The organism is Pseudomonas wayambapalatensis (assembly GCF_049942315.1).
Lineage (GTDB): Bacteria > Pseudomonadota > Gammaproteobacteria > Pseudomonadales > Pseudomonadaceae > Aquipseudomonas > Aquipseudomonas wayambapalatensis.
Genome location: NZ_JBNFMU010000183.1, coordinates 43493 through 59978, shown reverse-complemented (window position 1 = coordinate 59978; position 16486 = coordinate 43493). Strand labels below are relative to the sequence as shown.

17 protein-coding genes are annotated in these 16486 nt (G+C 63.0%); 8 read left to right on the top strand and 9 right to left on the bottom strand.

Annotated features, from left to right (window positions below):
* Positions 1-222 precede the first annotated feature (222 nt).
* Together ACPZMI_RS13980 and ACPZMI_RS13975 are read left to right on the top strand one after the other, a co-directional pair.
* Positions 223-723 carry a peptidylprolyl isomerase gene (locus ACPZMI_RS13980; RefSeq protein ID WP_186664009.1) on the top strand — a complete coding sequence of 167 codons (501 nt, stop codon included), beginning with the start codon at positions 223-225 and terminating at the stop codon, positions 721-723.
* Positions 720-1442, top strand: coding sequence for a UDP-2,3-diacylglucosamine diphosphatase (locus tag ACPZMI_RS13975; RefSeq protein WP_186664007.1), 723 nt, complete (start codon positions 720-722; stop codon positions 1440-1442). Before ACPZMI_RS13980 ends, ACPZMI_RS13975 begins: the two co-directional genes overlap by 4 nt.
* Positions 1443-1493: 51 nt before the next feature.
* Here ACPZMI_RS13975 and pvdQ read toward each other — a convergent pair whose 3' ends face one another.
* Positions 1494-3836: a bifunctional acylase PvdQ gene (gene pvdQ / locus ACPZMI_RS13970; RefSeq protein WP_426352453.1), complete on the bottom strand. Its 2343-nt coding sequence runs from the start codon at positions 3834-3836 to the stop codon at positions 1494-1496.
* A gap of 171 nt (positions 3837-4007) precedes the next feature.
* Here pvdQ and ACPZMI_RS13965 point away from each other — a divergent pair, with 171 nt between their 5' ends.
* Positions 4008-4376, top strand: a complete 369-nt coding sequence (locus tag ACPZMI_RS13965) for a fe2+ zn2+ uptake regulation protein (protein WP_426352452.1) — start codon at positions 4008-4010, stop codon at positions 4374-4376.
* Between the two features lie 35 nt (positions 4377-4411).
* Here ACPZMI_RS13965 and ACPZMI_RS13960 read toward each other — a convergent pair whose 3' ends face one another.
* Positions 4412-4600, bottom strand: a complete 189-nt coding sequence (locus tag ACPZMI_RS13960; protein WP_186665399.1) for a hypothetical protein — start codon at positions 4598-4600, stop codon at positions 4412-4414.
* A 149-nt stretch (positions 4601-4749) separates the two neighbouring features.
* Between ACPZMI_RS13960 and ACPZMI_RS13955 the strand changes: the two genes are divergently transcribed.
* The 4 genes from ACPZMI_RS13955 to ACPZMI_RS13940 all read left to right on the top strand — a co-directional run bounded on the left by ACPZMI_RS13955 (position 4750) and on the right by ACPZMI_RS13940 (position 7195).
* Complete coding sequence (locus tag ACPZMI_RS13955; protein ID WP_426352451.1) at positions 4750-5211, top strand: hypothetical protein; 462 nt, start codon at positions 4750-4752, stop codon at positions 5209-5211.
* 231 nt (positions 5212-5442) lie between these two features.
* A complete protein-coding gene (locus tag ACPZMI_RS13950) occupies positions 5443-5823 on the top strand; it encodes a Mor transcription activator family protein (protein ID WP_186663999.1) in 381 nt (126 codons plus the stop codon).
* Between the two features lie 42 nt (positions 5824-5865).
* Positions 5866-6507 (top strand): DUF2589 domain-containing protein, encoded by a 642-nt coding sequence (locus ACPZMI_RS13945; protein WP_186663997.1) that lies wholly within the window; start codon positions 5866-5868, stop codon positions 6505-6507.
* A 115-nt stretch (positions 6508-6622) separates the two neighbouring features.
* On the top strand, positions 6623-7195 hold the full coding sequence (locus tag ACPZMI_RS13940) for a DUF2589 domain-containing protein (protein ID WP_186663995.1): 573 nt from the start codon (positions 6623-6625) through the stop codon (positions 7193-7195).
* On the opposite strand, the gene ACPZMI_RS13935 is transcribed toward ACPZMI_RS13940, so the two are convergent.
* The 3 genes from ACPZMI_RS13935 to ACPZMI_RS13925 are packed head-to-tail and all read right to left on the bottom strand — an operon-like array spanning position 7177 to position 13284.
* A complete protein-coding gene (locus ACPZMI_RS13935; RefSeq protein ID WP_426352450.1) occupies positions 7177-10848 on the bottom strand; it encodes a translocation/assembly module TamB domain-containing protein in 3672 nt (1223 codons plus the stop codon). The two genes, ACPZMI_RS13940 and ACPZMI_RS13935, sit on opposite strands and share 19 nt — an antisense overlap.
* Positions 10848-12590, bottom strand: coding sequence for an autotransporter assembly complex protein TamA (locus ACPZMI_RS13930; RefSeq protein WP_186663991.1), 1743 nt, complete (start codon positions 12588-12590; stop codon positions 10848-10850). The genes ACPZMI_RS13935 and ACPZMI_RS13930 overlap by 1 nt, the downstream gene beginning before the upstream one ends.
* 52 nt (positions 12591-12642) lie before the next feature.
* A complete protein-coding gene (locus ACPZMI_RS13925) occupies positions 12643-13284 on the bottom strand; it encodes a GNAT family N-acetyltransferase (RefSeq protein ID WP_411382713.1) in 642 nt (213 codons plus the stop codon).
* Positions 13285-13446: 162 nt separating this feature from the next.
* On the opposite strand from ACPZMI_RS13925, the gene xthA reads away from it, so the two are divergent.
* Positions 13447-14259, top strand: a complete 813-nt coding sequence (gene xthA / locus ACPZMI_RS13920; protein WP_186663987.1) for an exodeoxyribonuclease III — start codon at positions 13447-13449, stop codon at positions 14257-14259.
* Between the two features lie 6 nt (positions 14260-14265).
* On the opposite strand, the gene ACPZMI_RS13915 is transcribed toward xthA, so the two are convergent.
* The 4 genes from ACPZMI_RS13915 to ACPZMI_RS13900 all read right to left on the bottom strand — a co-directional run bounded on the left by ACPZMI_RS13915 (position 14266) and on the right by ACPZMI_RS13900 (position 16455).
* On the bottom strand, positions 14266-15138 hold the full coding sequence (locus ACPZMI_RS13915; RefSeq protein WP_411382714.1) for an alpha/beta fold hydrolase: 873 nt from the start codon (positions 15136-15138) through the stop codon (positions 14266-14268).
* 20 nt (positions 15139-15158) lie between these two features.
* Complete coding sequence (locus tag ACPZMI_RS13910; protein ID WP_054891533.1) at positions 15159-15779, bottom strand: LysE family translocator; 621 nt, start codon at positions 15777-15779, stop codon at positions 15159-15161.
* A gap of 101 nt (positions 15780-15880) precedes the next feature.
* Positions 15881-16084, bottom strand: coding sequence for a helix-turn-helix transcriptional regulator (locus ACPZMI_RS13905; protein ID WP_054891534.1), 204 nt, complete (start codon positions 16082-16084; stop codon positions 15881-15883).
* Positions 16081-16455, bottom strand: coding sequence for a hypothetical protein (locus tag ACPZMI_RS13900; protein WP_153772723.1), 375 nt, complete (start codon positions 16453-16455; stop codon positions 16081-16083). The genes ACPZMI_RS13905 and ACPZMI_RS13900 overlap by 4 nt, the downstream gene beginning before the upstream one ends.
* Positions 16456-16486: the final 31 nt, after the last annotated feature.

The window sequence follows — 16486 nt, the reverse complement described above, 5'->3', positions numbered from 1 at the left end:
GTCCGGGTAGGCCGATTGAATCAAAGGGCCTATCATAGCCGAAGCAGTCAAGCTGCTGACAGCCGGGCACCGACAAACTGGCGCGATTTCTCGCAGCGTTTTGTCGCCAGCTGGCAAAATGGCCGCCGCGCGCCTTGTGTCGCCGCCGCCAGATCCTGCGTCAGGTACAGTACGCGACCTGTGCACCCTATTCTCGAATGCCTTGAAAGAGCGAATTTCAGCATGTCCAAAGTCAAACTGAGCACCAACCACGGCGACATCGTTCTGCAACTGAACGCCGAAAAAGCCCCGAAAACCGTCGAGAACTTCGTTCAGTACGTCAAGGACGGCCACTTCGACGGCACCGTCTTCCACCGTGTGATCAAGGGTTTCATGATCCAGGGCGGCGGCTTCGAGCCTGGCATGAACCAGAAGAAAACCCGCGCCAGCATCGAAAACGAAGCCGACAACGGCCTGAAGAACACCAAGTACAGCATCGCCATGGCCCGCACCATGGAGCCGCACTCGGCCTCGGCGCAGTTCTTCATCAACGCTTCCGACAACGACTTCCTCAACCACAGCGGCAAGAACGTGCAGGGCTGGGGCTACGCGGTATTCGGCGAAGTGACCGAAGGCCGTGAAGTGGTCGATGCCATCGAGAAAGTCGCCACCGGTTCCAAGGCTGGCCACCAGGACGTGCCGAAGGACGACGTGATCATCGAGAAAGCCGAGATCATTGAGTGATCCTGCTGATCTCCGATCTGCACCTGCAAGAAGAACGCCCGGACATTACCCGGGCGTTTCTAGATCTGCTCGATGGGCGGGCGCGGCACGCCAAGGCGCTGTACATCCTTGGCGACTTCTTCGAAGCCTGGATCGGCGACGATGCCATGACGCCCTTCCAGCAATCGATCTGCCAGGCACTGCGCACGCTGTCCGACAGCGGCACAGCCATCTACCTGATGCACGGCAATCGCGACTTTCTCATCGGGCAGGACTTCTGCAAGGCCGCTGGCTGCACCCTGCTGGCCGACCCCAGCGTGGTTGAGCTGGGCGGTGAGCCGGTACTGCTGATGCATGGCGACACCTTGTGCACCCGCGACGTCGCCTACATGAAGCTGCGCCGCTACCTGCGCAACCCGCTGAGCCTCTGGATCCTGCGTCACTTGCCGCTGTCCACGCGCCAGAAGCTGGCACGCAAGCTGCGCAGTGAAAGCCAGGCGCAGACGCGGATGAAGAACACCGAAATCGTCGATGTCACCCCCGACGAAGTGCCCAAGGTGATGAGCGAGCACAATGTGCGTACGCTGATCCACGGCCATACCCACCGCCCTGCCCTGCACAAGCTGGTGGTCGAAGGCCAGCCGGCGCGACGCATCGTACTGGGAGACTGGGATCGCCGAGGCTGGGCGCTGCAGGTGGACGACCAGGGCATGCATCTGGCGCCATTCGAATTTTCCTGATGTGCAGCGGCCCTGAGGCGGTTTGCGCCACCGCAGGGCCACTGATTCCGCCTATTTTCCCGTGCTGACCAACGCCTGCTCATCCCGTTCGCGCACGACATACTGGCGATACTGAGGATCGGACGTGATCTGCGCCTCGGTAAACGGAATCGGCGCCAATTGCCCGGCAGCAAAGGCACGCGTCTGGTCGAAGGCATGCACCGAGGCCGACTCGCTCGACAGTGAAAACGCCAGCAGCCCCTGAGCCTGAGGCCCCTGTTCGGTGAAGCTGACCAGTTGCAGGTAGCTGGTACCGCTGACCACCAGACGCTTCCCTGCCCCATGGGGCACACTGACCATGGCGTTATAGATCCCCAGCTCCTGCGGGCCACCAGGCACCGGCGTGCCGTCCAGCGCCTGCTGGACCTGCCCCCACTGCTGTTCTTGCACCATGCCGCCTTCCTGAACCTGCGCCAACGAAGCCAGCGCCGCCTCGCGGAGCAGCTTGCGCACTGCCGCTTGCTCTACCGCAAGACCGCGCGGCGTGTGCTGCGGATCGGCCGGATCGAACGCCACACGCCAGATGTGTGGCTGGTCGCCCAGCGTCTCCATGATGTTGGCAAAATGCACAAGCCCCATGCCGCTATCAGTGCCGGCCTTGCCGTTCCAGGCCTTGAGGCTCGCGCACAGCGTCTGCAGCTCGCTTTCGGCACCTTTGCACCAGTCCAGCAGCTCTGGCAGCACCTGACTGGCCAGATACACCTCGTCGTCCATCACCATTCGCTGCAGCTCCGGCACACCGAGCTTGTCGCGGCCTTGCAGGCGCTGCAAGGCAAAGCGGGTGCGCATGCCCAAGGGCTGGTCTTCACGGCTGACCAGCGGCGAGAAGCCGGTCAGTGGCTGGGCCGGGTTGACCTGCCAGGCCGAGTCGTTGGAGTTCTGCACGAAGTCCCCGCGTTCAAGGCTTGGTTGCAGGCGCGCCGGAAAGATTCCAGGTTGTGCGGCATCGGCGTCGATCTTCCACTGGCATGCGCTGCGCGAACCATCCAGGACCACCAACGGCCCCGCCAGCGACGGGTCGCTGCACTGGGCAAGCAGGGCCTTGTCGACATATGGCACCACCGACTGATTCAGGTACAGCGCACGGCCACCGGCATCCACTGCCAGGGTATTGACCCAGGGAATACCCTGCAGCTTGGCCACCGAGGCCTTGAGGCCATCGATGTCCTTGGCGCGGTTGATCCCGTACCACTGCTCGAGCACTCGCGTGTTATCGAGATTGGCATCGCGCAGGCTGTAGGCATAGTGGCTATCCCAGTCCAGGCGCCCCGGCCACTGCACCACAGGTCCGAACTTCGAGACATGGACCTGGCGCTGCACCTGACTGAGCGTTCCATCTACCCCCCTCACCGCAACAGTGATGGTCTGCTGTTCGAGCGGCAGCGACTGGCCATCAAGCAGGTAGCGGGTGGGATCCTTCGGATCGAGCTGCAGGCGGTAGAGGGTGAAGTGCTTGGAGGTGTCGACCGTGTGGGTCCAGGCCAGGTCGCGGTTGAAGCCGATATTGATCACGGGCAACCCCGGCAGCGCCGCCCCCATGACATCGAGTTGCCCAGGAATGGTCAACTGCATCTGGTAGAACCGCAGGCCTCCCACCCAAGGGAAGTGCGGGTTGGCAAGCAACAAGCCGCGCCCATTGGCCGAACGCTGTGCACCGACGGCCACGGCGTTGCTGCCGCGCTCGCTGGCGAACGCCTGCTGGCGCGCCAGGGCCACGCTGTAGTCGGCCTTGGGCCTGTGCATGGCAAGGCTCGGCGGCGTCGCCGCGACCACCGCTTCGGCGAACTGGCCGATGCCCCCTTCAGCCAGCAGTCGGCGGGTCAGCTTCACCAGGTCCAGGCTGGTGATTGGCCTGACCCAGTCGCCCGCCCCGCATTCCACCGGCAGCCCCTGGGCCTTGCGCTCGGCCAGCGCTCGGTTGTAGCCGGCAGCGTAGCCCTCCAGACGATCGCGAATTGGCGCCGACTGCGCCTGGAGGAATCCGTTGACCGCCACATTGTCGTTCAGCCAGGTGAAGAACAGGTCGCTGTCGAGGTTGTCGCGCTGCTCGACCGTCTTGCCTTCGGCACCGAAATACTTCGACCGCTCACCATTGACCGTAAGCACTTCGCCAGCCAGCAGGCACAGGTTGTCCTGGGCGTAGGCGTAGCCGATGCCATAACCCAGGCCACGCTCGTCGCTGGCCAGGATGTGCGGCACACCGAAGCTGGTGCGACGGATCTGCGCCGAAGCATCGCCGGCAACTTCCCGCGCCTGCACGCCGGCGGCAGCGGTGGCGAGCACGATGGCCAGGCCAAGGCAGGACAAGGGACGCGATAGTGTGATCACGGGCACTCCTGGGGAATGAGAGGTCATCCCGATCAGACGAGCGGCCGGATGAAAATTTTACGTATTGCGCTGCGCGAGAACGTCTTGAAAAGGACGTGGCAGTTTTTTTTCAGCAAGAACTGCAGTTTTCCCGCGCTCATTCGTCCTAGTAGTTAGGTACTCATGATTTCGGGACAGTCCACGAAAAGGAGCATTCACATGTACAACCCGCAACTGCAGCGCCAGCGCACAGCTGACCGTGCAACGCCGCAAGACAGCGCTGGCGCACAGGAACGGATCGGCAACGAACAGATCCGCGAGCTGCTGCGCGCCTACGGTCTGCGCACCAGCCTGATCCGCCTGAAGGTCATCGATGCGCTGCATTCGGCCGATCGCAGCGGGCGCAGCATCGGCGTGCGCGGGGTGCATGCGCAGTTGGAGCAACTGGATATCCCGCTGTCATTCCTCAGTGTGCGCGAAGTGCTCAAGCGACTCTGCACCGAGGGCGTCATCAGCCTGGGCGATGACAAGTGCTACAGCCTCCAGCCCGCAGCTCGCGCCGTGCTGGAACAGAACGCCTTGCGCTGAATCCCGGGCCGGCCAGGACGGCCGGCTCGCCTGTCTCAGGACTTGACCTTGCGCCGCATGATGCCGTTGATCACCACGACGACCACGGCGATACCAATGGCCAAATACTGGAAGGTCTGCTCGCTGATCGTGCCCTGTTTCTGCAGATAGCTCAGGCCGAACATCACCCCCATCATCACCGCGATGATGAGAATCGAATATTTGAAGCGCTGCATGTGTGTCATCGGCAATTCCTTGGAACATCGGGGACAAAAAAGCTCGTCACGAGCCGGCCACATGATACATGGCCAAATCCAGGTGCGATGCATTTCCTGCTGAGCTTCACCGCTCAAGATTGAAAACATGGACGCCCGGCTCATGCCCTGGAGCACCCATGACAAGACCCTTCCTGCTTTGCACCCTGATAGTTGTCCCGCTCACCTTCGCCCACGCCATTGACACCAGCACCCTGCCCCGCGAACAGCTGCTCGAACTCGGCGCACGCCTCGAAGCCACCAGCAGTAACAACCAGTGGCAGCAACTGTGGCAGCAAGTGCGTGGCAGCGGCTTGCTGCAGGCGCAGCCAGGCCAGTTGCACTTCATCCTCCAACCCTCGGAACTGCCGGTCCTGGCCAGGTTGACCCTGGCACAGGCGCAGCAGGTGGAGGCGTTCGCCAGCACCCATGCGCGCTACCGCCGGGTATTCAGCCCGCAAGTCATCGGCTATCGCGGCGGCCAAGCGCTCGAAGCGCTGTGCGTGGACGTGGACTGGCGCGCACTCCCCGCCGGCGCGGTAGACAACCCTCAGCACTATCTGGGCGTGGTAAGCCTGCGTAAAGCCTATCCCTGTGAATGAAATGGGTGGGCACACCCTTGGAGCACAACCAAAAACTCGATCGAGATAGATCAAGACCTACAGCGAAATCATAGATCAACTTCCTACGTAAAAGCTCGCCTCTGCCTGCAAGAGACGCGCTACTGAAACTACAAAGCATGGGCCACTTGGCGCCTAGGAATGACTGGGAGGGGTGGCTGAGAATCTCTGCACACCAACCGTGCAGGCTTCAAAGACAAAAGGAAATCGCATATGGAACTGCCAGATCTGACTGCAATCGATGTCACTCTATTACCCCATTCGCTGCAATCACTGATCGAGTGCGTCGGCCTTGAAAATGCTTACCGGCTGACGTGCGCCTACGGTGGCCGCCCCAAGTACATCCCCAAACATCGGGACCGTACACGGCTGGCCGAGCTGTTGCCGGCAGAAGCACTGGACGCACTGATCAAGCGCTACGCTGGTGTCGCACTGGAGATCCCCAAGGCCGATCACTTCCAGCGCCAGTTGCGCAATCTGCAAATTCAGAAAGAAAGCGCCAGCGGGCTGTCGCGCAGCCTGCTCGCAGACAAGTACGGACTGAGCCTGCGTCAGATTGGCAACATCCGGCGCCAAGACAATCACCCCCACTGAAAACAGACCTGAACGGTCACCACCCACCAAGGAGTAATGCCTATGTCCATTGACAGCAGCCTGATCGGCTCCGTCATCAACTCTCTGCCCATGGACCGAATGATCGCCGGCCCCTTGCAGGCCATGGTCCAGGCGCAGGTCACCGCGAGCAAGTCATACGCCGACTTCCTCATGAATGTCTGCATCCAGGACGGCAAGGCAGTCGCCATCCAGTTCGACTACGACGAAACCGTCGTCGGTGAGGATGGCGAGTACAAAGGCGTCGTTGCCAAGAGCATGAAGGTGCCGCTGCTGGCGGCCATCACCCACCCGAACATTGCCATCGACGAGGGCAAGATCGAGTTCGAGATGACCATCAACCAGATGGCCGAGGATCGATCCGCCAAGGATATGGAAGGCAGCATGGAGGCCTCGCTCGGTTGGGGACCTTTCAAGCTGAATGTGAAAGGCAGTGTAAGCCACAAGTCGGAACAAACCCGCAAGACCGATACCCGAGCGCGCTATGCCTTCAACACCACCGTGCGCCGCCAGGAACCACCGGAAGCCCTCATGCGCGTGATGGAATTCCTCACCGATGCCGCAACCAAACCTACCGTGCTCGCTAGCGCAGAACTGCGCAGTACCGACAACATCTCCAGCGAAGACACCCTGCCCGGCGCAGAGAAACCCTCCGCAACGCCATGATGCCCAGCGCCGTGCCCCGTCCCCACCTGCCGCAGGTCTCCGCCCGGACACCTGCGGCATCAGCACTGGAGACCGATGATTGGATCAGCCCTGCGAACACCCTCAACCGACGCCCATGACTTCCACCGACCTGCGCGACATCACGCGCGGACTCCAGGAAGCCGCCGCGGCAACCAATACTCTGATTGCCCAACAGTACCTCAGACTCTTCGATCAGTTCTTCGACGTGGACGCCGAGCAGCCCGGCATGCCGATGCGTGCCAAGATGGTCGAAGTGGCGATGGACGACACGCACACCCTGCGCATCCCACTGATTGCCCTGGTGTCTGCCAAGGGCCTGGCCCTGGAGCGCATGCAGGTCGACCTGTCGGTTCACGTGAAGAACGCACAGGCCCGCCAGGAAGTGCTGCAGCAGGCGAACGAGACCACTTCGTGCTCGCACTTCAAAGTCACCGTGGGCGCCCAAGCGCGCCGTGGCGAAGGACGCGACCCCGACGAAGTACAGATCCGCATGCAGTTCCAGGCCTGCGAGCCGCCCGAAGCGATCAACCGGCTGATCGAGGAGTACACCAACCTGATCCTGCCTCTGCGCACACCGCCCAAACCCACCCCGGAGCCGGGCGCGGACAGCAACCAGTTCATAGAAGCCGCCACTGTCCGCCGAGCGGGTCAGAAGTCGCGTTTGTAGAAGATGTCCAGCGAGCTCGCCAGCCCGCTGGCGGCCTCCAGATAGACCTTCTTGCTCAGTTTGTACCGCAGTGCAATGGTGTTGGCCGGCTCGAACACACCGACCCCATAACGCAGGCTGAGGCGCTCGGTCAGGTTGCCGCTGGCCACCACGTTGGTCTTGTTGCCCGAACCTTCGGTATCGAGTTGGAAATCATCGATCCCCAGGCTCGAGGCCAGGCTGCCGGTAATCCCGGCGCTCCCGGCAAGGCCCAGGCCCAAGGCCGCTTCAGCCAGCATGTTGTTATCCTCGCCCGAGTTGCCCAGGGGACGTCCCAGCACGAGATACGACAACGCCTGCTCCTGGCTCATGGCCGGCTCCGAGAACACTTGGGTGGTCGGCTGCTCGGCACTGCCGCTCAGGCGAATACCCGCGATGACGTCGTCGACCTTGCGAATCGCTTCGATGTCCAGGTATGGCTGATCGAGGGGGCCTGCGAACAGCAGGCGCGCACGGCGAATGGTCAGGCGCTGGCCATAGGCCCGATAGCGACCGTCGGCCAGGCTCAGCTCACCACGCGTATCCAGGTTGTCACCGATGTGCACATGGCCCAGCAGATTGGCGGTCAGGCCGAAGCCGCTGAACGACAACTTGTCACGACCGACTTCGACATCGATGTCCATCGCGACCGCCATCGGCGGCGTGCCCTCTTCGGTCTGGTGGCCGACAATTACCGTGTCGTCGGAGACCTTCACCGTCGAAGGCGGCAGCTCGCGGACGGTGATCTTGCCCTTGGGTACCTGCACCTTGCCGGTCACTGCCAGCTTGTCGCCGGACAGACGAATGTTGAGATCCGGCGCAACCTCCAGAGCGGCATAGGGTTCAACGTTGACCGGAAGTTGCTGGCCCTGCAAACGCAAGTCGACAGCCAACGCCTGCCCCCAGGCCAACTCGCCGGTCAATTGCCCGCGACCGACCTCGCCACTTCGCCAATCACCGCTGATCCGTACCTGCTCCCCGGCGACGAGCGCACGCAGCGACAGGTCTTCCAGGCTGACCGGCAACTCGGCGCCACTGACATGCCCGCCGCTAAGCACCAGGTTGCCGTTGATCTGTGGCGCCAGCAAGGTACCTGACAAGCGCCCGTCTCCGTTGAGCTGCCCAGCCAGGCGCTCGACCATTGGCACGAAAGGCCGGGCGATCGACAGATCCAGCCCGGAAAGGCGAAACTCGCCAGAAAGCGGTTTGTCCCGGCCCAAGGGATCAATGCGTGTCGACAGGTTCAACTCACCCAACCGGTCGCCACGAAACACCAGTGACGTGTCTACCCGGCGAGGTGCCAGCGTGCTGTCCAGGCGCAACGTCTGGTAGGGGAAATCGATCCAGCGCCCGTTATCGCGGACCCGCAGCGTGCCGCCGCTGGCGTCGATGCGCACCGTGCCTTTGGGGCCGCTGGCCGGCATATCCAGATTGATGTCGGCATTGAGCATGCCTTGCCAGGCGAAATCCTTCGGCAGCCACTGGGCCAGGCTGTCGATGGGGAACTGCTTGAGGTGGTAGCGCAAACGTGGATCCGGCGCCAGACGCTGATCCTCGCCACACAGGCTGGCAGCGCCGGAGCGCCAGCAATGTGCACCGAAGTCGAGCTGGCCGTTGGCCAGACGCTGCAGGCGTGCGGGGGCTTGCAATTGCCAGTCCTGACCGCCCGCCTGGATACGCCCGCTGGCCAGGCGGCCACGCCAATCACCTTTACCGAGCGTGCCATCCAGTGCAAGGTCGAGCTTGAGCTGGGGTCCATTCAGCGCCACTGTCAGCGCCTGCTGACGGATATCACCTTTGCCCGTGGCATCAAGATTGCCCAAGGCCGTTTCGCCCAGGCGGATATTGCCGGCCTTGAGGGTGATCAGCCCACGCTGAGCGCTGTCCAGGCGTGCGTCGAGATCCAGACGCTGTATGCGGTTGTCAGCCTGGGCCAGCTGTTGCCCCTGGAGACTCAGGGCACCCTGCGGCGCGGCCAGCGTGCCAGCAAGGTCGAGGCGGCCTTTGACCTGCCCCTGCAAACGCGGCCAGAGCTGGCCGAGGCGCGGCAGGTCGAGGTCGATGCGACCGGCCAGGCGCTGCTGCAGGCTGCCACTGCCGTTGATCCGGTTGTCGCCCAACTGGATCGCCAGCGCACCGAGCGTCCACGCCTCACCTGCACCTTTGGCATCAGCCTTGAGCACCGCCGGCTGACCACGCAGGCGCCCCTTGAGGTCAAGTTGGGCCTCGAGCTGCAGACGCTCGTTCTTCAATTCGCCCTTGCTGCGCAAGGGACCTGCCAAAGTGCCCGGCAGCTCCGCCAGCCAATAGGCTGGGTCGAGCGCCGACAATTGCAGATCGACATCCCAGGTAATCGCGTCGGCAAAGCCCAGCGTCACGGCTCCCAACGCCTTGCCCTGGCCAGCAAGCAGTGCCAGCTGTGGCAGGCGCACCTGGGTCAGGTCGCCAGCGAACGGACTGGCCAGGCTGAACGCACCGGCCGGGCCATCGAGATCTCCCTTGAAATCACCGTTGTAGGTGCCGTCACGATAGTGCACCTGGGCATTGAAACGCTTGAGCGTAACTTGCGGTGCTTCGTCCATCGGGTACAGGCGCAGCCAGGGAAAGTCGAGCCAGTCGATCCTGGCATCGGCCGTCAGCCCTTGCTGCCAGTCGGCACTGGCCTGCAGCGCGAGTCGCTGTGTCTCACTGGCCGTGAGATCCAGTGTCTCGAGCCGGGCACCCTTGGCATCGACCTTGCCATTCAGGGCCAGGGCAATTGGCCCCTGCTCGGCCGGAAGGCTGGCCGTGCCCTTGAGCAGGTATCCCTTGAGCAGGTCACCCTTGGCCTGAAGGTTGACCTGGTTCAGTTGCAGCGGATCGGGTAACGAGGCAGAGGGACGGAACGCTTGCGCGCGGATCTGCAGTGTCGCGGGCAGGTGATCGGCCAGCGCCTGCAGCTCACCCTCGAGCTGAGCCTCAAGGTAACCCGTGCTGCTGCCCTCGAGGGTCAAGGTCTTCTGCAGGTCGCCTTTGGCATTGAGCACCAATTGCCAGGCCTGACCATCCACTGCCGGCAACTGCAGCGTGGCATCGGCCTGAAGCGGCCAATCTCCCTGGGGCAGCAGGCTGCCCTGCAGGCTCAGGTGCAGGTCGTCACGCTGCAATTGCAGGGCATCGATACGCAGGCCTTCGGTCGTCCAGTGGGCTGCCAGTTGCAGGTCGCCGAGCAGCTCGCTGCCATCCAGGCGTAATTGACCGACCTTGACCTCACCCAGCTCGATGGCGATCGGCAAACGCAACTCAGGCAGTTGCAACGGCCCGGTGTCCGGCTGCGACTCACTCGCAGCGAACGCCATGTCGATACGTTCGGCCTGCAACCGCTGCACGCACAGCGTGGCGCGCAACAGGCACGACGGCGACCATTGCAGTTGCGGTGCCTGCAGCTCGACCCGACTGCCATCCTGGGCCCAGACCAGGTGAGCAGCCTGCCATTGGCCTCCCAGTCGGCCCTGGAAGTCCTCGACCTCAAGCCCCGGCACCAGGCCCAGAACCCAGCGGCTGCCCGCTTGCGTTCCCAGTACCAGCGTTGCGCAAAGCCCCACCAGCAGCAACAAGCCCAATACGATCGACAACGCAGGTTTGAGCAGACGCATCACAGTTCAGGCCCCATGGAGAAATGCAGCCGGATACCACCGTCATCATCCAGCGCGCGCGCCAGGTCCAGGCGCAGCGGCCCGACCGGCGAAACCCAGCGCACGCCGATGCCGACGCCAGTCTTGAGGCTGGGCAGTTCCAGCGAATTGAACGAGTTGCCTTGGTCGATGAAGGTCGCCACGCGCCATTTCTCCGTGAGCGAATACTGGTACTCGGCACTGCCGGCCACCAGGTAGCGGCCACCGATACGGTCGCCCTTGTTGTTCTTCGGCGACAGCGTCTGGTAGTCATAGCCCCTTACGCTCTGGTCGCCACCGGCGAAGAAGCGTAGTGAGGGCGGGACGTTCTGCTGGTAGCCGTTGGTAGCGCTGCCACCGAACTGCACGCGCCCGAGGAAGCGATGGTTTTGCCCCAGGGTGGTGAGGCCCTTGAGCAGGACATTGCCATGCACCAGGTTGGTGTCCGAGCCCAGCCCTTCCTTGGCTGCCTGCAGGTCGAACTGCAGGCGATAGCCATTGTGCGGGTCGATGCGGTTGTCACTGCGCAAGTAGGAAAAACTCACGCCAGGCATCAGCAGGTTGCTCAGCCCGGAATCGTCACCCAGGCGGTACTCCTCGCGCTGGTACTTCAGCGAGATCACCCGCTGCCAGCCGCTGGGCAATTTGCTGTGCCATTCGGGGCCGACGGTCAGCAGTTTGCTGAGGGTGTCGGTGCCGGAGATCTCTTCGTTCTGGTAACCACCGGCAAAACGCAGCTTGTCGGTCAGCGGAGGGTCCAGGGGGATGTCATACCACAGGCCGACGTTCTGCCGAGGCGCCGAGAGCTCGGTCTCCCAACCATAACTGTGGCCCTGGGGGTTGACCCAGTGCCGCGTCCAGTTGGCCTTGCCCCGTGGCCCCACGTCGGTCGAGAAGCCCAGGCCCAGCCCCAGCGTTCGCGGCTTGCGGGTGTCCAGGCGCACGTCCACTGGCACGACGTCATCGACCGCCGCGGTCGGCGCCGCATCGACCCGTACCCCGTCGAAATAGCCGCTGGACTGCAGGTCGTTGTTCAGCTCGGCCACCAGCTCGGAGTCGTAGGGCGTTCCTGGCTTGAAGCCGACCATGCGTTGCAGCAGGTCGTCGTCCAGTGGTGCGTCGCCGCCGAAGGTCACCTTGCCCAGGCGATAACGCGGACCACTCTGGTACACCAGTTCGATATCCGCGACGCCCGCTTGCGGGTCTACCGCCAGGCGCTGACGGGAAAAACGCCCGTCGAAAAAGCCATAGCGCGAAGCCTGGTTCTGGATCAGCCGCTTGGCGTCCTCGTAGACACCATGGTTGAGCTGTTCGCCCTGGCGCAATGCCTTACTGTCGGGAATGCGGAAGGCCTTCATCTCGCTCGCCGGGCCTTCGATGCGCACGGTCACATTGCGCAGGCGCACCGGCTCGCCCGGGTCGACGCGAATGATCAGTTGTACGGGTTGATCGGCCTTGCTCGGCGGCTTGACCTGCGTGTCGATCTGCGCCTGGTAGTAGCCCAGCGCCTGGGCCGCCTTGCGCGCCTGCTCCTCGGCGCCCCGGCTGAACCGCAGCAAGGCCTCCTCGTCGCGATCGCCCAGGCTGCCGATGTAGCCTTCGATATTGGCCTGCAGCGCCTTGTTGGACGGTTTGACCCGTACCAGCAGTTCGCTCTGGCCCCATGCTGTGCAGCTGGCGGCGAGCAACAGCACGCCCCAACCGAGTCTTCCTGAATACGTCATGCGGGGCATGCTACCAGAGCGAAGCGGCAGCGTAAGCTGCGGGTAGTTGCGATCAAGCAATTGCTGGATTGGAGGACAGCGGATTCGGATGAAAGAATACCCTCTCGCGGATTGGTCCGATCGCGACCTCGCCAATCTCCTGATAGCCCTGGCGCTCGTAAAACGCTAGGTAATGGACATTGCCAGTGTCCAGTATCACGCCCTGGGTATCCGGATCGTCGGCGCACCAGTCGTGTACTGCCTGTAACAATTGCTCACCATAATGCCGCCCCTGGAACTGCGGGTGCACCCCCAGCAGAGGCAGCACGTGGACCTGCTGGCTCGGCATGCACGCGGCCAGTGCCGCTTGGTACTCGAGGTAACGACGCGTGCAGCGCCTACCCGTGCCCAACAGCATGCGCAGGCGCCAGGCCCAACTGTCGGCCACCCCCAGGCGACGTTGCGGCGGCACGATCAGCGCCGCACCGACCAGGCGATCGTCGACCAGCACACCGATTGCCGGCAACTGCAGGTAGAAATGCTGGCGCACCCATTCGCGCACCATCACTCGCAAGCGTCGCTCATAACCCCTGCGCTGTGCATCGAACAGGTAGGCAAAGGTCGGCTCGTGGCGATAGGCATGGTAGAGCAGCGAACGCACTTCGCGGCTGTAGCCATCGTCGAGCAGGCTGATATGCGCCGGGGCGTCGGACATTGCGATGATCCTCCTGGAATGTACGTATCAGAGCCTTGGAGGCGTCGTGTCGCACATCGTTCCCCCTCCAGCACGTTAGCAGCGCGCCCCCCCACGCTGCCACGCTGGTGATGACGGCCGATGTCAGCTAGCATCCGAAGCTTTTACCAGGATCGGCTTTCCATGAAGATCGTCTCGTTCAACATCAATGGCCTGCGCGCCCGCCCGCACCAGCTGGCTGCGCTGATCGAGAAGCACCAGCCAGACGTTATCGGCCTGCAGGAAACCAAGGTCAGTGACGATCAGTTCCCGCTGGCCGAAGTACAGGCCTTGGGCTATCACGTACATTTCCATGGCCAGAAGGGTCACTACGGGGTTGCCCTGCTCTCGCGCCAGGCGCCACTGTCGCTGGTCAAGGGCTTCAGTACCGATGAAGAGGACGCCCAACGCCGCTTCATCTGGGGCACCTTCGCCGATGCCGACGGCACCCCGATCACCATCATGAACGGCTACTTTCCCCAGGGCGAAAGCCGCGACCACCCTACCAAGTTCCCGGCCAAGCAACGCTTCTACAGCGACCTGCAGGCCCTGCTCGAAGACCAGTTCCGCAATGACCAGCCATTGGTGGTGATGGGCGATGTGAACATCTCGCCCCAGGATTGCGACATCGGCATCGGCGCCGACAACGCCAAGCGCTGGCTCAAGACCGGCAAGTGCAGCTTCCTGCCCGAAGAGCGTGAGTGGATGGAACGCCTCAAGGGCTGGGGCCTGGTGGACAGCTTCCGTCACCTGCACCCGGAAGTGGCAGACCGTTTCAGCTGGTTCGACTACCGCAGCCGCGGTTTCGAGGACGAACCCAAGCGCGGCCTGCGGATCGACCTGATCATGGCGTCGCAGGCACTGCTTCCACGCCTGAAGGCGGCAGGCGTGGACTACGAACTGCGGGCGATGGAGAAACCTTCGGACCACGCCCCCATCTGGCTGGAACTGGCCTGACCAGGCTCAACCGCGCAGGAACGCCTCGACCGCCTGCGCGGCGCTCACCGGGTCTTCCTGCATGAAGCAATGCCCACCCGCCACCTGCCGCTCGCTGACATTGGCATTGAGCCCCACCAGGCGCCGCACCGAATGCGGCACGAACGGGTAGGTGGTTTCACCATGCAGGATCAGCGTCGGGGTGGTGATGCGCTGCAGGCTTGGCCACATCCGCGCCGGGAACGAGCTGAAGATCTCCACCTCGCGGCTGGGCCGGCACTTGAGCACCACACCTTCGCCGCAATCGCCGATGGCATGGCCGATATATGCGTGAAGCGCCGCATCACTCCACCCCTTGAAGATGCCCCGCCCCTGCAGCGACGCCAGCGCCGCCTCGCGGTCCGGCCAATGGCTGCGCCGGGTTGCGGCCTTGCGCGCCAGGGCATGGCGCTGGTGCAGGCCCACCAGTGCCGCTGCGCCCATCACCCCGATCATGCGGCGACTGAACAACACCGGATCGAGCAGCACGGCACGTTCGAACAATCCAGGCCGGCTGGCGAGGATCAGCCCGGTCAGTACCCCGCCAAAACTGTGCCCGAGCGCATGGCGCGGCACATCGCCAAACACCGGGCGCCCCGCCTCGAATGCCTCCAGCACCAACTCCGCGGTGCGGTTCCAGCCACGAAAGGCGCCGCCGTGATCGCTGTCGCCGTGCCCCTGGACGTCGCACAACCACAGGTCGAAGTGCTCCCCCAGGCGCATCAGCATGGGCTCGTACGCCAGGCAGCAGAAACCGTTGCCGTGCAAGAAATGCAGCAACGGCTTGCCGCTCGGCTCGGAATGCCAGCCGCGTAGCGTGAAACCTTCCGAGCAATCATGGGACCAGGGAATCAGCTGCATCGTGTACCGCACTCATCGAACTAGGAAAACGACGATTCTACAAACAGCAGCGGATACAACGAAATCACCAGCAGCAAGGCCATCAGGACATTGAACAGCATCAGCCAGCGAGGATTTTGCAGAAGGTTGCGCAAGGCGCTGCCAAACATGACCCAGATCCCCACGCTCGGCAGGTTGACCAGGGCGAACAGCGCGGCGATGACGATGACGTTGAGCACATAGCCCTGGGCCGGGGTGTAGGTCGTGATCGCACCGACCGCCATGACCCAGGCCTTCGGATTGACCCACTGGAAAGCAGCCGCGCCCCAGAAGCTCAGGGGCTTGCGCGTCCCTGCGGCGTCCCCGGAGATCGGCCCGGAAGTGGCGATCTTCCATGCCAGGTACAGCAGGTAAGCGGCCCCCACGTAGCGCAGGATGCTGTACAGCGGCGGCCAGGCCTTGAACAGTTCGCCCAGCCCGAACCCCACGCCCAGCACCATCAGCATGAAGCCGATGCTGATGCCCATCGCATGGGGGATCGAACGGCGCACACCGAAGTTGACGCCGGACGCCAGCAACATGGTGTTGTTCGGCCCTGGGGTGATCGAAGAAACGAAGGCAAACAGGATGAATGCGGTGAGCAGATCGTATGAGCCGAGCATGGCAGGGACTTCCGTCAGGTACTGATTATCGTGTCATGCCACACTAGCGGAACCCCTCTCGCGCAGACCGGTACAGTTACCTTAAATTACACCTATACACATCACTGTACCGCCGCAGAGGGATCGAAGATCTCTTCGATACTCAACTCGAAAACGCCGGCAATGCTGAAGGCCAGCGGCAGGCTGGGATCGTAGCGGCCGGTCTCGATGGCATTGACAGTCTGGCGCGAAACACCGAGTCGCTCGGCCAGTTCGGCCTGCGACCAGCCACGCCCACTTCGCAATTCACGGATGCGGTTGTTCAACGGTAACGCCTCACCCCGATGAAGGTCCCCAGCGCCCACAACGGCCCCATCAGGCTCCAGACCATGAACATCGACAAACGTGGGAAGCCTGCGGTCTCCAGAAAACCGTAGCTGAAGGTCAACAGCGCCGTCGCGACGAATGCCAGCCCCAACGCCTCCAGTTGGATGCGCCGGACCATTTCATCGAGGCTGCGCAGTTGCTGCACCACAGCCCAGGCCATACCGATCATGGCCGGCACCGGCACCAGCGCCACCAGGGTCTTGGCAACCCCTGGCGCCATGGACGCGAGGAAATGGCTGCTGACCAGCACACAGGCCATATAGGCGACGAGGAACAGGACGAATGAAATCACATGACGTTTGTGCAGCATGCCAACAGCCTCGGATGTAAAGTGTGTTTTA

Coding starts and splice junctions, on each gene's coding strand:
- ACPZMI_RS13955 (WP_426352451.1), top strand. CDS start 4,750: ATGACAAGACCCTTCCTGCTTTGCACCCTGATAGTTGTCCCGCTCACC.
- ACPZMI_RS13950 (WP_186663999.1), top strand. CDS start 5,443: ATGGAACTGCCAGATCTGACTGCAATCGATGTCACTCTATTACCCCAT.
- ACPZMI_RS13980 (WP_186664009.1), top strand. CDS start 223: ATGTCCAAAGTCAAACTGAGCACCAACCACGGCGACATCGTTCTGCAA.
- ACPZMI_RS13960 (WP_186665399.1), bottom strand. CDS start 4,600: ATGACACACATGCAGCGCTTCAAATATTCGATTCTCATCATCGCGGTG.
- ACPZMI_RS13940 (WP_186663995.1), top strand. CDS start 6,623: ATGACTTCCACCGACCTGCGCGACATCACGCGCGGACTCCAGGAAGCC.
- ACPZMI_RS13910 (WP_054891533.1), bottom strand. CDS start 15,779: ATGCTCGGCTCATACGATCTGCTCACCGCATTCATCCTGTTTGCCTTC.
- xthA (WP_186663987.1), top strand. CDS start 13,447: ATGAAGATCGTCTCGTTCAACATCAATGGCCTGCGCGCCCGCCCGCAC.
- ACPZMI_RS13965 (WP_426352452.1), top strand. CDS start 4,008: ATGTACAACCCGCAACTGCAGCGCCAGCGCACAGCTGACCGTGCAACG.
- ACPZMI_RS13915 (WP_411382714.1), bottom strand. CDS start 15,138: ATGCAGCTGATTCCCTGGTCCCATGATTGCTCGGAAGGTTTCACGCTA.
- ACPZMI_RS13935 (WP_426352450.1), bottom strand. CDS start 10,848: ATGCGTCTGCTCAAACCTGCGTTGTCGATCGTATTGGGCTTGTTGCTG.
- ACPZMI_RS13900 (WP_153772723.1), bottom strand. CDS start 16,455: ATGCTGCACAAACGTCATGTGATTTCATTCGTCCTGTTCCTCGTCGCC.
- ACPZMI_RS13930 (WP_186663991.1), bottom strand. CDS start 12,590: ATGACGTATTCAGGAAGACTCGGTTGGGGCGTGCTGTTGCTCGCCGCC.
- ACPZMI_RS13925 (WP_411382713.1), bottom strand. CDS start 13,284: ATGTCCGACGCCCCGGCGCATATCAGCCTGCTCGACGATGGCTACAGC.
- pvdQ (WP_426352453.1), bottom strand. CDS start 3,836: ATGACCTCTCATTCCCCAGGAGTGCCCGTGATCACACTATCGCGTCCC.
- ACPZMI_RS13945 (WP_186663997.1), top strand. CDS start 5,866: ATGTCCATTGACAGCAGCCTGATCGGCTCCGTCATCAACTCTCTGCCC.